Origin of the sequence: Tenacibaculum amylolyticum, from assembly GCF_964511145.1 — a bacterium.
In the GTDB taxonomy this organism is placed as follows: Bacteria; Bacteroidota; Bacteroidia; order Flavobacteriales; family Flavobacteriaceae; genus Polaribacter; species Polaribacter amylolyticum.
In genome coordinates this window covers 78,713-91,326 of the sequence record NZ_CAZEFZ010000003.1, presented here as the reverse complement: position 1 = coordinate 91,326, position 12,614 = coordinate 78,713, and the positions used below count along the sequence as shown (strand labels likewise).

General features: G+C 30.4%; 14 protein-coding genes. 11 read left to right on the top strand and 3 right to left on the bottom strand.

The window, feature by feature from the left end; translation table 11 throughout:
• Nucleotides 1-77 precede the first annotated feature (77 nt).
• From rlmD to ACKTTC_RS01115, 9 genes are all read left to right on the top strand, one after another.
• Entirely contained in the window at nucleotides 78-1,529 is a 1,452-nt protein-coding gene (gene rlmD, locus ACKTTC_RS01155; protein WP_408037496.1) for a 23S rRNA (uracil(1939)-C(5))-methyltransferase RlmD, read from the top strand.
• Nucleotides 1,530-1,535: 6 nt separating this feature from the next.
• Complete coding sequence (locus tag ACKTTC_RS01150; protein WP_408037494.1) at nucleotides 1,536-2,036, top strand: DUF6452 family protein; 501 nt, start codon at nucleotides 1,536-1,538, stop codon at nucleotides 2,034-2,036.
• The gene (locus ACKTTC_RS01145; RefSeq protein ID WP_408037492.1) at nucleotides 2,011-2,739 is read left to right on the top strand and encodes a DUF6048 family protein; all 729 of its coding nucleotides are present in this window, start codon (nucleotides 2,011-2,013) and stop codon (nucleotides 2,737-2,739) included. Before ACKTTC_RS01150 ends, ACKTTC_RS01145 begins: the two co-directional genes overlap by 26 nt.
• Nucleotides 2,740-2,799: 60 nt before the next feature.
• A complete protein-coding gene (locus ACKTTC_RS01140; protein WP_408037491.1) occupies nucleotides 2,800-3,747 on the top strand; it encodes an isopenicillin N synthase family dioxygenase in 948 nt (315 codons plus the stop codon).
• A 2-nt stretch (nucleotides 3,748-3,749) separates the two neighbouring features.
• A complete protein-coding gene (locus tag ACKTTC_RS01135; protein ID WP_408037489.1) occupies nucleotides 3,750-4,073 on the top strand; it encodes a translation initiation factor in 324 nt (107 codons plus the stop codon).
• A gap of 169 nt (nucleotides 4,074-4,242) precedes the next feature.
• Nucleotides 4,243-5,181, top strand: a complete 939-nt coding sequence (locus ACKTTC_RS01130; protein ID WP_408037487.1) for a DUF1835 domain-containing protein — start codon at nucleotides 4,243-4,245, stop codon at nucleotides 5,179-5,181.
• The gene (locus ACKTTC_RS01125) at nucleotides 5,181-6,050 is read left to right on the top strand and encodes a nucleoside phosphorylase (RefSeq protein ID WP_408037486.1); all 870 of its coding nucleotides are present in this window, start codon (nucleotides 5,181-5,183) and stop codon (nucleotides 6,048-6,050) included. Before ACKTTC_RS01130 ends, ACKTTC_RS01125 begins: the two co-directional genes overlap by 1 nt.
• Nucleotides 6,051-6,905 (top strand): substrate-binding domain-containing protein, encoded by an 855-nt coding sequence (locus tag ACKTTC_RS01120; protein WP_408037484.1) that lies wholly within the window; start codon nucleotides 6,051-6,053, stop codon nucleotides 6,903-6,905.
• A 23-nt stretch (nucleotides 6,906-6,928) separates the two neighbouring features.
• Nucleotides 6,929-7,090 (top strand): hypothetical protein, encoded by a 162-nt coding sequence (locus ACKTTC_RS01115; protein WP_408037482.1) that lies wholly within the window; start codon nucleotides 6,929-6,931, stop codon nucleotides 7,088-7,090.
• A 78-nt stretch (nucleotides 7,091-7,168) separates the two neighbouring features.
• On the opposite strand, the gene ACKTTC_RS01110 is transcribed toward ACKTTC_RS01115, so the two are convergent.
• Both ACKTTC_RS01110 and ACKTTC_RS01105 read right to left on the bottom strand, forming a co-directional pair.
• Nucleotides 7,169-9,268, bottom strand: coding sequence for a serpin family protein (locus ACKTTC_RS01110; protein ID WP_408037480.1), 2,100 nt, complete (start codon nucleotides 9,266-9,268; stop codon nucleotides 7,169-7,171).
• Nucleotides 9,269-9,276: 8 nt separating this feature from the next.
• Nucleotides 9,277-9,918 carry a protein-L-isoaspartate(D-aspartate) O-methyltransferase gene (locus ACKTTC_RS01105; RefSeq protein WP_408037478.1) on the bottom strand — a complete coding sequence of 214 codons (642 nt, stop codon included), beginning with the start codon at nucleotides 9,916-9,918 and terminating at the stop codon, nucleotides 9,277-9,279.
• Between the two features lie 117 nt (nucleotides 9,919-10,035).
• Between ACKTTC_RS01105 and ACKTTC_RS01100 the strand changes: the two genes are divergently transcribed.
• Together ACKTTC_RS01100 and ACKTTC_RS01095 are read left to right on the top strand one after the other, a co-directional pair.
• Nucleotides 10,036-11,001 (top strand): Gfo/Idh/MocA family protein, encoded by a 966-nt coding sequence (locus ACKTTC_RS01100; protein WP_408037476.1) that lies wholly within the window; start codon nucleotides 10,036-10,038, stop codon nucleotides 10,999-11,001.
• Between the two features lie 29 nt (nucleotides 11,002-11,030).
• Entirely contained in the window at nucleotides 11,031-11,918 is an 888-nt protein-coding gene (locus ACKTTC_RS01095; protein ID WP_408037475.1) for a 3-hydroxybutyryl-CoA dehydrogenase, read from the top strand.
• A 125-nt stretch (nucleotides 11,919-12,043) separates the two neighbouring features.
• Here the strand turns inward: ACKTTC_RS01095 and ACKTTC_RS01090 are convergent, their stop codons facing one another.
• Nucleotides 12,044-12,169 carry a hypothetical protein gene (locus tag ACKTTC_RS01090; RefSeq protein WP_408037473.1) on the bottom strand — a complete coding sequence of 42 codons (126 nt, stop codon included), beginning with the start codon at nucleotides 12,167-12,169 and terminating at the stop codon, nucleotides 12,044-12,046.
• Nucleotides 12,170-12,614 lie beyond the last annotated feature (445 nt).

Here is a 12,614-nt window from a genome sequence, read left to right as displayed (position 1 = left end):
TATTAAAATTAATTCGGTCAACAAAACCTTAATAAAAGATAACTTTTCTAATTTTGCATTCCTATAAATTTAAGTGAATGCCACGTAGAGAACGTAATAAGTTTGTAAAAAGAGGACAAATTATTGAAATCCTTATTGAAGATTATGCCTTTGGAGGAAAAGGAATTGGAAGAATTCGTTCTGAATTAGGAGAATTTGTAATTTTTGTTCCTAATACTTTACCAGGACAACTTGTAAAAGCTAGAGTTACCAAATCTCAAAAGAAATATGCTGAATGTAAACTTATTGAGGTTTTAAAAGCTTCTGAAGACGAAGTTATAAGCCCTTATCAAGAAATACCAGGAGCTCCATACATAAAACTTCCAGTTGAAAAACAACATGAATATAAGTACACTAGTACTATTGACTTATTCAAAAAAATAGGTAAAGTTGCTAATATTGAAGAGCAATTTGATGAATTTGTAACTTCTCCAAACTTATTTCATTACAGAAATAAAATGGAATACAGTTTCTCTGCCATTGGTTATAGTCATGAACAAAACTCAGATGTTGATGAATTTACGTTAGGTTTCAAGCGAAGAGGTGTTTGGTGGATGGGTGTTAATCTAGAAAAAGACTCTGGTTTATTTGATAAAGATATAGAAGATAACTTAAAACAAATACGCACCTACTGTGAAGCTACTAGATTAGCTCCATGGCACGGTCCTCGTAAAGAAGGTTTTTTTAGATATTTCGTGGTACGTAAATCGTACAAAACAAATGAACTTTTATTCAACTTAGTTACTACTTCTAACGGATTAAAGAATTTTGATTTAAATGCTTTTGCTAAGCTTTTAGTCGAATTATTTGGAGATAGAGTTGCTGGTTTATTGCATACTATTAACGATGAAACTGGTGATAGAACTATTGCTACTTCTGGTAGTATTAATTTAGTGTACGGTAGAGATAAAATTGTAGAAGAACTACTAGGCTTAAATTTTGAAATTAGCATGAAGAGCTTTTTTCAAACAAATCCTAAATCTGCAGAAAAGCTATATAGTAAAGTTATAGAATATGCTTTAGAGAATAAAGAAGCCATTGATAATACAATTGTAATGGACTTATTCTGCGGTACAGGAACAATAGGGCAAATTTTAGCTTCTAAAAGTACAAATACTAAAATAGTAGGAGTAGATATTGTAGCTTCTGCAGTAGAGGATGCTAAAAAGAATGCTAAAAGAAATAATATTGAAGGTGTTGAATTTTATGCTGCTGATGTTGGTAAGTTCTTACAAGAACATCCACAGTACACAAATAAAATCCGCACCATTATCTTAGATCCTGCTCGTGCTGGAATTGCTCCTAAAACACTTAAAAAAATCATAAATCTAAATGCAGATAGAATGGTTTATGTATCTTGTAACCCAGCAACGCAAGCAAGAGACACTGAACAATTAGTTGAAGCTGGTTATCATATTAAAAAAATCAGTTTAGTAGATCAGTTTCCACATACTGCGCACATAGAAACCGTTGTTTTATTTGAAAAATAACAGCCAATGAAAATTTTAAAACCTTTATTTGCTTTCTTTTTAGCTGGTAGTCTTATATTCATAAGCTCTTGTGAAAGTGATGACTTTTGTACTCAAACTCCAGTTACTCCAAACTTGGTACTACGCTTTTATGACAATGCTAATAGAACAGATTTAAAAGCGGTACAACGTTTATCTGTTATAGCACAAGGTAAAACAGATAGCTTATTTACCAATACTACTATAGATAGTATTGCACTTCCTTTAAACCCGCTAGCACAAGAAACTGTTTATATATTAAAGAAAAATGAAATAGACGGTAATTTAGCAGATAATGAAATTGAAACACTTGTTATAAAATATACACCAGAAGATGAGTATGTTTCTAGATCTTGTGGATTTAGAGTTATCTTTAATAATGTTACCGTAGAAGTAACAGGTACACCAGGTTGGGTAGACGAGCTTCAAACAACTCAAATAGCATCTTTAAATACACAAAACAATGCGCACGTTAACGTTTTTCATTAGTCTTTTTCTAATATCATTTGCTAACAACAGTTTTTCTCAAAACCTTATAGTTGAGGAGCAACCAGTAGAAAAAGATACTATTACATACAAAACTGGTTATGGATTGCGTATTGGAGCAGATATTAGCAAACCCGCATTAGCTTTTTTTGATAAAAGTTATACTGGTTTAGAAATTGTAGGAGATTATAGAATTTCAAAAAGATGGTATATTGCTGGAGAAATTGGACATGAGAAAGAAATTACTTTTGAGCAATTTACAACATCTACCTCTAAAGGAAATTATATTCGTTTAGGAGCTAATTATAATACCTATAATAATTGGTTAGATATGAATAATGAGATTTACGTAGGTGGAAGATACGGTTTTGCTATTTTCGATCAAACATTAAATAGTTATACTCCAAATGTTACTACAGGAAGTACAAATGTTCCTATCTACTTCCCTACATCTCCTATTACAACACCAATTACCGAAACAGGATTAACTGCACATTGGCTAGAGTTTTTAATTGGAATAAAAGTAGAAACCTTTAAAAATCTCTTTATTGGTTTTAGCGGTTCTTTTAAAGTTGCCGTTAATATTCAAGATCAAACTGGCTTTAAAACATTGTATGCGCCTGGCTTTAATGAAGTATTGAGTAGCGATACTGGATTTGGCTTTAATTATACAATTAGCTATTTAATTCCTTTTGTTAATAAATAATTTTAGAGCTTTCCTTTGATTTTACTACCTTTACACTAAGTAAAAACAAAGTTATTAACAATGAATAAAATACCTAGCGTTGATTTGAGAGACTTTTTGTCTGAAGATAAAGACAGAAAACAAAAATTCATTAACGAAATTGGTAATGCATACGAAAATATAGGTTTTGTTGCGTTAAAAGGTCATTTTTTAGATGACGAATTAGTAGATAATTTATACGCACAAATCAAAAAATTCTTTGAATTACCAGTAGATACAAAACAGAAATACGAAATTCCAGGTATTGGAGGACAACGTGGTTACGTTTCTTTTGGTAAAGAGAGTGCGAAGGGTAAAAAGGAAGGAGATTTAAAAGAGTTTTGGCATTTCGGTCAGTATGTAGAAAACAATCCAAAATTAGAAGAAGAATACCCTCACAATGTAATTGTAGAAGAGCTTCCTGAATTTAATGAAGTAGGAAAACAGACTTATAAGATGTTAGAGAAAACGGCAAGATATGTTTTACGTTCTTTAGCATTACATTTAGGTTTAGAAGAAACTTATTTCGATCAATACATATTTAATGGTAATAGTATTTTAAGACCAATTCACTACCCTCCTATCCAAGAAGAGCCTAAAGGTGCTGTTAGAGCTGCTGCTCATGGAGACATTAATTTAATTACATTATTAATGGGAGCACATGGAAAAGGATTACAAGTACAAAATCATGAAGGAGAATGGATTGATGCGATTGCACAACCAGACGAATTAATGATTAATGTTGGAGATATGTTATCTAGACACAGTAACAACAAATTAAAATCTACAATTCACCGAGTTGTAAACCCACCAAAAGAATTATGGGGAACTTCTCGTTATTCAATTCCATTCTTTATGCACCCAGTTTCAGAAATGAAATTAGATGTTTTAGAAAACTGTATTGATGAAGAGCACCCAAAACAATTTGAAGACATTACTGCTGGAGAATTCTTAAATGAACGTTTAAGAGAACTTGGTTTAATAAAGTAATCATGGATTTAAAAGATCAGTTAAAAAATTTATTTCCAGATCACCAATTTGAAGAACCAGTAGCTGAAGAAAAACCAGATATTTGGTTACAGGACGATCCTATACTTTGTAAGTATGAAAAACGTAAAGGAAAACCTGTAACCATAATAGATGGGTACAGTGGTGCTACTGAAGATTTTAAGAAGTTAGCTAAGGAAATTAAAACAAAGCTGTCTGTAGGTGGTAGTTTTAAAGATGAAAAAATCATTATCCAAGGAGATTATAGAGATAAAATCATGGAACTTCTAAAAGATAAAGGATTTAAAGTCAAAAGAGTTGGCGGATAGTTTAATATTCTTTTTACTTTTCAAAAAAATCGCCTTATATGTGTTTTTGAAAATTTATTTTTTTAACAATAAACATGTAAAATACATAAAAATATAGAGATTAACAAACAATATCCACAAGATATTGTTTTTTTTATTAATATTGATAAATATTTCTAAGTCCCTATTAATGAGCTCTTATTTACATATTACGAATGGTGATTGTACCACCGAAATACTAGAAAACCTACAAATAGAAGGTAAAATTATTACATGGCGAGAAATGCTTTGTGAAGGTAAAACCACAACAGATGTAGGTAGCGAAGATTTTTGGAAAACACGTTTCGATTTTTTAAATAACACCTATAAGGTTACTAAGAAAACGTTTATTGACTTTACTTTAAAAGAATACAGAAATCTTTGTAAACAAAATCAAGATGAAATTGTTTTATGGTTTGATTACGATTTATTCTGTCAAATCAATATGCTAGCTGTTATTAGTTGGTTAAAACGATACAGAAAAGGCCGAAAAATCACACTGATTCAATGTGGTAATGAAGAAGGCTTTGAAAAACCTGTTGGTTATGCGCATCTCTCAAAAGAAAGTTTACTCGATTTATACAAGAATCGTGTAACACTAACTCAAGATGATATAGAATATGCAGATTATATTTGGCAATTATATTGCTCAGATAGCCCTTTACGACTGGAGACAGTTCATAAGTTTAATCCTTCTTCTCCTTTTATTTATTTAACCGAAGCTATTAATGCACATTTGCAAAGATTCCCTTCTATAGAAAATGGATTGAATAAAATAGAAAACATTATTCTATCTACTGCGCAAGAAAATAATTTTAAAACGAAAGATAACTTACTACATTCATTACTAAAAAACCAAGAAATATATGGTTTTGGTGATGTACAATATCTTAATAAAATAGAAGGTTTAAAAAAGCTATTTAGCTCCTTTTCTCCAGTTAAGTTAAGTAAAGAAGGAATGCAAGTACTAGAAAACCAGCTAAATTACTATAGAGAAATTCGTTCTGATTTTTCGTATCTTGGCGGCGCAAAGAAATACAGTTACCTGTATGTGAATGCAAACGACAAGTTATTGAAATTGACATCTTAATGAATATTCAAAATTCTGAGCTCATTTTAAATGAAGATGGTAGTATCTATCATTTAAACCTAAGACCTGAGCACATCGCTACAGATATCATTTTTGTAGGAGACCAATATAGAGTAGACAAAGTTACAAAACACTTTGATCACATAGAGTTTAGTACTCAAAAAAGAGAATTTAAAACAACTACAGGAACCTATAAAGGAAAGCGACTTTCTGTTATATCTACAGGAATTGGCCCTGATAATATTGACATCGTTCTTAATGAATTAGATGCTTTAGTTAATATTGATTTGGAAACTAGAATGGTTAAACCAGATCATACAGTATTAAATATTACACGTATAGGTACTTCTGGTTCTTTACAAGAAGACATTCCTATTGATAGTTTCTTACTAAGTTCGCACGCATTAGATTTAAATGGAATGTTGAGTGCCTATATAACAGATGAAATTTCTCATCCAGCTATTGAAGACGCTTTTGTACAACACACCAATTGGTCTAGTAAAAAAGCCTATCCAATAGTAATTGCTGGCTCAAAAGAATTAGAGAAAAAATTATACTCTGAGCATACGCATAAAGGAATGACTGTTACAGCTGGTGGTTTTTATGGACCTCAAGGTCGTGTGTTACGATTACCTTTACAAGATCCTACTATTAATAAAAAAATTGATAGTTTCTCTTATGAAGGCATTAGACCAACTAACTTAGAAATGGAAACTTCAGCTATTTACGGACTTGCTAAATTATTAGAACACAATGCATGTTCTATGAATGCAATTCTTGCTAATAGAGCCAATGGAACTTTTAGTCAAGACCCTGGAAAAATAGTAGCAGATTTAATTATATATACCTTAGATAAATTAGCTGAATAAATGTTGCATTTAAAAGTTGGTGGCGTTCCAGAACATTTTAACTATCCTTGGTACATTACCTTAAAAAATAAAGCCTATACAAAAGAAGGCATTAATTTACGCTGGCAAGATTTCCCAGGTGGAACAGGTGCTATGTCTAAAGCTTTACGTGAAGGTTCTATAGATATTGCTATAGTTCTTACTGAAGGTATTATTAAGGATATTATTGATGGAAATCCTTCTAAAATCATACAAACTTACGTTAAAAGTCCATTAATTTGGGGAATTCACGTAGGAGCTAAATCGAAGTTCAAAAGTATTAATGATTTAGAAAATGCTACTGTCGCAATTAGTAGATATGGTTCTGGTTCTCATTTAATGGCTATTGTAAATGCTTATAATAATGGATGGGACATAAACAAACTACAATTTAAAGTTGTTAAGAACTTACAAGGTGGTATTGACGCATTAACCAATGGAGAAGCTGATTACTTTATGTGGGAACATTTCACTACCAAACCTTTGGTAGATAACGGAACTTTTAGACGTTTAGGCGACTGCCCTACTCCATGGCCATGCTTTGTTGTTGCCATTAGAGATGAAGTTTTAGAAAAACACCCAGAAGAAATAAAAAAAGTCTTAGAAATCATTAACAGTTGTACTGCTGATTTTAAAGACATTGAAAATATTGATGAAACATTAGCTATTAGATACGAACAACAACTCGAAGACATTCAAGAATGGCTATCTATTACTGAATGGAACGACGGAAAACCGATCACAGAAAATTTATTGACAGACATTCAAAATAAAATGATTGGGTTTAACGTTATTAGCGAGAAGATTAATTCTAATAGATTAATTAAAATTTTGTAAATTTAACACCTAAATAGAAAGAAATGAAAAGAGTCGTATTTATTGCAATTTGTACTGTTGGTTTTTTAGGATTAACTTCTTGTGGAAGCACAGCTCCATGTGGATTATCACAAAACACAAATACTAAGCAAACTCAACAAAACTATCAACAGGAAGTAGTTGTTGCAGATGCAACAGCAGAGTAGTTGATCGTTCTTTTTTCAAATTCAATAAATCCGCTTTTAAAAAGGCGGATTTTTTTTGTTTTAATTTATAGTTGTTTATTATAAACCTATTGGAGAGCCTAGAACGTTTCCATTTCTAATTCTATGTTTTTTTAAATCTTCGAAAAACTCAATATCAATATTCTGTTCTATTAATTCATCAAATATACTCTCACAACTATAGATAATCTCTCCAGGTAATGATTTTCTTGAATCATTATTACTCCATTTTACTGTCCAAAATAAACCAGAGAGTATGTTAAGTATTTCTTTTATTTCAATATACTTTTCTATAATTTCCTCATGTTTATCTTTGCTTAAAAATCTACTAGAAGAATAAAAACCTGTTTGCTCATCAAATCCTACTTCTAACTCTTCTAAAATTTCTTTTACTTCTTCAATCTTAATATCTGTAATAATAATCTTTTTTAATTCATTAATCCAAGGGGTTAATTCTTTAATTTGATATTTATGCTTTTTAATTATTTTTTCCAAGGAGATTACTCCAAAATAAATCAGCCCTCTCAAATTCATATTTAAAATTGTTGAAAGAAATCTTCTTGCTTTTTTTCGTTGCTTTTTCTGTTTAATCTCTTTTTCAGTAAGTGTAATTTTAGGTAATGGCCTAACTAAGAAAAAATCAGCTTTCTTTTGAATGTTACAACCTTCTTTGGGAAGTCCTAGCTCATATTTTTTCACCAACTCAAAAGAAGGCAGTTGTATATTTCTTTCTTTTAAATCACTCACTAAACCAATTACATAATCCACGTCATTATTATCTGAAAACTTATATTTAAAAATCAATTGGTTAATCACATTATTAAGTAAACTAAATTTGGCTTGAAAAAATTCTTCAAAACTTTTTTTAACTTCATCGTTTACTCCTTTAATCTTCATATTATGAACATCTATAGATGATATAACCCCTAATAGCTTGCTCTCTTTTCCTTCAGAAAAATCTTTTATAATTTTCCATAGTGTTAATTCAAACCAATCAACAAACATATTATTCACCTCTAGTAAATACTTTATCCTATTTAATACAAACAACGCTAATAGTAAACTTGTTACATTTGTAATCTCCTTCTTGTTATCCTTATATATCTTATACTCCCTCTCATTATAAAAAATTAATGAAATATCATCAAATAATTTAGGTTCATCAACAGTACCTATAAAGAAAACATCTTCAGAAACCCTGTCCCTTATAACATATAAAAATGAGTGAGATGCTTCAAAATATATATGCTCTTTAGGTGATGAAATTCCTCCTGCTATTCCACCAATAGCAGTGGTAGATTTACCTTTAACTCCTTTTTCATTTAATTCTAATTCATTATCTTGTTTTATCTTAGTAATATGAACGAATTCATTACCTTCAAATAAGTTACAATAATCATAACTTGCTTCAAAAACTTGATGAACTTTAAGTTCTTCTTTATAATCTTTTAAATTAAGTTTATGATTAGATTTAAATTTAGGGAGTACTACTTTAATAGCATCAACGTTTTTGAACTTTTGATTTTGAAAAAAATCAGTTTCTAAATGAGAAACGAAAGCTTCAAGCCCATCATAGTCATTAGGTAAATATATTTCAATATTTATTTCTTTACCTTTTAGAGGAAGTTGAATAGCTTCATACGTATCAGCTTTTAAATATTTTGTATTATTCTCTCCATATATATTGGACTGGCATAAATATAAAGTATCCATTTCATTACCTGAGGGCAAAGTGAATACTTCTGGCCTTGAAAGTTCATAAAACGTTTCCAGCCAAAAAGCTTCTAAACTAAAAACGCTTTTAATCGAAAAATTGCCTGATAAATCGTTAAAGCCTTCACTTATAATTTTTAGCGGGAAGTTACTTGTTATTCTATTTCTATAACTTTTCTTTAGTTCTAACTCATTATTATGAGAAATTTCATTCTTAATATCAAATAAAACTCCCTCTTTACGATTAGTTAAATCTTTATATGATTTGGATGATAAATCTAGACTCCTTTCATTTATTTCTAATAATCTTAAAATCTCTTTCTTACTTTTTCCAACCATTCCCTCACTGAGAATGGTAAATGCAATTTCAAAACAATACGGACTTATTATTACATTTTTCTCTTTACTGTTAAGGATTTTTAAGAGTGTTAATACGTAGTCTTTCATTGATCAATTTAATTCTTCTTCCCTAACATCGGAACAAATTTAAAATCACCTAATTCGTGTTTTTCAAATTCTTTTAAAGAAGTACGAATTAAAAGTGTCATGATTTGTGTTCCTTCTCCAACAGGAATTAATAACATTCCTCCTACTTTTAATTGTGCTAATAATGCTTTTGGAATAAATGGAGCTCCAGCGGTAACAATTATTTTATCATATGGAGCTTGTTCTGGTAATCCTTTATATCCATCACCGAAAATAAAACGTTTCGGTCTATATCCTATTTTTGGTAAAAACAAAGAGGTTCTTTTAAACAACTCATGTTGACGCTCTATTGTATACACCTCTGCTTTTAACTCTAACAATACAGCTGTCTGATAACCAGATCCTGTACCTATTTCTAATACTTTTTCTCCTTCTTTAATACTTAATACTTGCGATTGAAAAGCAACTGTATATGGATGCGAAATGGTTTGATCTGCAGCAATAGGAAATGCCTTATCTTGATATGCATGGTCTTCAAAACTACTATCAATAAATAAATGCCTTGGAATTTTTCGTACCGCATTTAAAACTTTTTCATCGGTTATCCCTTTTCCCGATAAAGTAGCAGCTAATTGATTTCTAAGCCCTTGGTGTTTGGTAGTATCTCTCAAAAAAACGTCGATTTTTAGCGGGTTAAAAGTAGTAATTATTCGCTAAAAAAAATCTATAAAAGTGTATCTTTGTTAGCGTTGATTTTGAAATCAATAACTAATAAAAGGTAATAATATATGCTAAAAGCAGGAGTTTTAGGAGCAGGTCATTTAGGAAAAATTCACCTCCGTTTACTACAAGAGTCAGAAAAATATGAATTAGTAGGGTTTTATGATCCTAGTAAAGAAAATGCTGAAAAAGTCGCCGAACAATTCGGCTATCATTTATTCGATTCCATTGAGGATTTGGTAGATGCCGTAGATGTTGTAGATATTGTAACTCCTACTCTTTCTCATTTCGATTGTGCTAAAATAGCCATTGAAAAAGGAAAGCATATTTTCATTGAAAAACCGATTACCAATACATTACAAGAAGCGGAAGCAATTAGAACCTTAGCTAGTCAAAATCATGTTCGCGGACAAGTTGGACATGTAGAGCGTTTTAATCCTGCATTTACTGCTGTAAAAGATATTATTGATACGCCAATGTTTATAGAAACTCACCGATTGGCTGAATTTAATCCACGTGGTACAGACGTACCTGTTGTATTGGATTTAATGATTCATGATATTGATATTATTCTCTCTGTTGTAAAATCGAAGGTAAAAAAAGTTTCTGCTAGTGGCGTTTCTGTTATTTCTGAAACTCCAGATATTGCCAATGCAAGAATAGAATTTGAAAATGGATGTGTAGCTAACTTAACATCGAGTAGAATTTCTATGAAGAACATGCGTAAAACTCGTTTTTTCCAAAAAGATGCTTATATATCTGTAGACTTTTTGGAAAAGAAATCTGAAGTAGTAAAAATGAAAGATGCTCCAGAAGTACCAGACGATTTTGCTATGATCTTACAAAATGCTGAAGGTGTAAAAAAACAGATTTACTTTGAAAACCCTAAAATCCATCAAAACAATGCAATTTTAGATGAATTAGACTCTTTTGCAGATGCCATTCGTCAAGATACAACTCCAATTGTTTCTTTAACACAAGGAACAGAAGCATTACGAGTTGCTCATCAAATAATTGATTGTTTTTCTAATTAATATAACATAACAACTAAAACTTAATTTTCATGAAGAATATTGCTGTAATTGGTGCTGGTACTATGGGGAACGGAATTGCCCACACCTTTGCTCAATTTGGATATAATGTACAGTTAATTGATATTTCTCAAGCTGCTTTAGATAAAGGTTTAGCTACAATTGCTAAAAATTTAGATAGAATGGTAGCTAAAGAGAAAATTACAACTGAAGACAAAGACAATACACTAGGTAATATTACTACCTATACTAGTATTAAGGATGGTGTACAATATGCTAGCTTAGTTGTTGAAGCTGCTACAGAAAACATTGATTTAAAACTAAAAATATTTAAGGAATTAGATGATGTTTCTCCTGAAGACACTATTCTAGCAACTAATACTTCCTCTATCTCTATTACTCAAATTGCTGCAGTTACTTCTCGTCCAGAAAAAGTAATTGGAATGCATTTTATGAACCCTGTTCCAATTATGAAATTGGTAGAGATTATTCGTGGATACAATACTTCTGATGAAGTAAATGATTTTATTGTTGAACTTACTGAAAAGATTAATAAAGTTCCTGTAGAAGTTAATGATTATCCTGGTTTTGTTGCGAACAGAATCTTAATGCCAATGATTAATGAGTCTATAGAAACATTGTATAATGGTGTTGCTGGTGTGAAAGAAATTGACACTGTAATGAAGTTAGGAATGGCACATCCAATGGGACCATTACAATTAGCTGATTTTATTGGTTTAGATGTTTGCTTATCTATCTTAAATGTAATGTATGAAGGATTTAAAAATCCAAAATACGCTCCATGTCCGCTATTAGTAAATATGGTAACTGCTGGTAAGTTAGGTGTAAAATCTGGAGAAGGATTTTATGATTATTCTGAAAGTAGAAAAGCTGAAAAAGTAGCTAAAATGTTTAACTAAACAACAGCATAAAATAATATTTTATAAAATGAAAAGGAGCTCTATGGAGCTCCTTTTTTAGGTAATCTGTGATAACACAATCAATAGTATCGTTTCGTACTACCGACAAGTATTGGGGGAAAACCTTATCTCTTATGTAAAGAATTTCTATTTTTTCTTGTGTATACCGGTATCGCTTGCACCTTAGTTGTTGGCATACTTAATTGAAATAATCTTGTAAGAACTTCTTTTAACGGTTGAAAAATATTCATAAACAAATTGTTTTAGGGATGAAAACTAAACTTTACATTTCAAAGATACCTACATTACTCATACTACATGTAAACTTTTAGTTCTACTGGTAGTTATCTTCGACAAATGGTAGTATAGCTTCGTTTAATACCATTTACAAATTGAAATTACCATAATAAAACGTTTTTTTCTTTTACAGTAAAACTTCAAATCATAACTGGTATAACTAAAAAAAAGAGCTTGTTTCCAAGCTCTTCTTCAAAGTTTCACCTTATTTGTAATAAACTAATAATACACTATTTTTATTTTTTTATATGTTATTCCTTTAATATTACAACCTCTGTAATATCCTAAAGATTAATAGTATCAAAATATATTTTAATTCTTTTAGCTTGACATAAGAATTGCCAAGAAATTTATGTTTACTTAAGTAAGTAATCTTTGGTTTAAGATACTTTTAAATAT

What these genes read in the sequence shown, in the direction of transcription:
- ACKTTC_RS01145 (WP_408037492.1), top strand. Translation starts at nt 2,011, where the DNA reads ATGCGCACGTTAACGTTTTTCATTAGTCTTTTTCTAATATCATTTGCT.
- ACKTTC_RS01090 (WP_408037473.1), bottom strand. Translation starts at nt 12,169, where the DNA reads ATGAATATTTTTCAACCGTTAAAAGAAGTTCTTACAAGATTATTTCAA.
- rlmD (WP_408037496.1), top strand. Translation starts at nt 78, where the DNA reads ATGCCACGTAGAGAACGTAATAAGTTTGTAAAAAGAGGACAAATTATT.
- ACKTTC_RS01115 (WP_408037482.1), top strand. Translation starts at nt 6,929, where the DNA reads ATGAAAAGAGTCGTATTTATTGCAATTTGTACTGTTGGTTTTTTAGGA.
- ACKTTC_RS01100 (WP_408037476.1), top strand. Translation starts at nt 10,036, where the DNA reads ATGCTAAAAGCAGGAGTTTTAGGAGCAGGTCATTTAGGAAAAATTCAC.
- ACKTTC_RS01150 (WP_408037494.1), top strand. Translation starts at nt 1,536, where the DNA reads ATGAAAATTTTAAAACCTTTATTTGCTTTCTTTTTAGCTGGTAGTCTT.
- ACKTTC_RS01095 (WP_408037475.1), top strand. Translation starts at nt 11,031, where the DNA reads ATGAAGAATATTGCTGTAATTGGTGCTGGTACTATGGGGAACGGAATT.
- ACKTTC_RS01120 (WP_408037484.1), top strand. Translation starts at nt 6,051, where the DNA reads ATGTTGCATTTAAAAGTTGGTGGCGTTCCAGAACATTTTAACTATCCT.
- ACKTTC_RS01125 (WP_408037486.1), top strand. Translation starts at nt 5,181, where the DNA reads ATGAATATTCAAAATTCTGAGCTCATTTTAAATGAAGATGGTAGTATC.
- ACKTTC_RS01130 (WP_408037487.1), top strand. Translation starts at nt 4,243, where the DNA reads ATGAGCTCTTATTTACATATTACGAATGGTGATTGTACCACCGAAATA.
- ACKTTC_RS01135 (WP_408037489.1), top strand. Translation starts at nt 3,750, where the DNA reads ATGGATTTAAAAGATCAGTTAAAAAATTTATTTCCAGATCACCAATTT.
- ACKTTC_RS01140 (WP_408037491.1), top strand. Translation starts at nt 2,800, where the DNA reads ATGAATAAAATACCTAGCGTTGATTTGAGAGACTTTTTGTCTGAAGAT.
- ACKTTC_RS01110 (WP_408037480.1), bottom strand. Translation starts at nt 9,268, where the DNA reads ATGAAAGACTACGTATTAACACTCTTAAAAATCCTTAACAGTAAAGAG.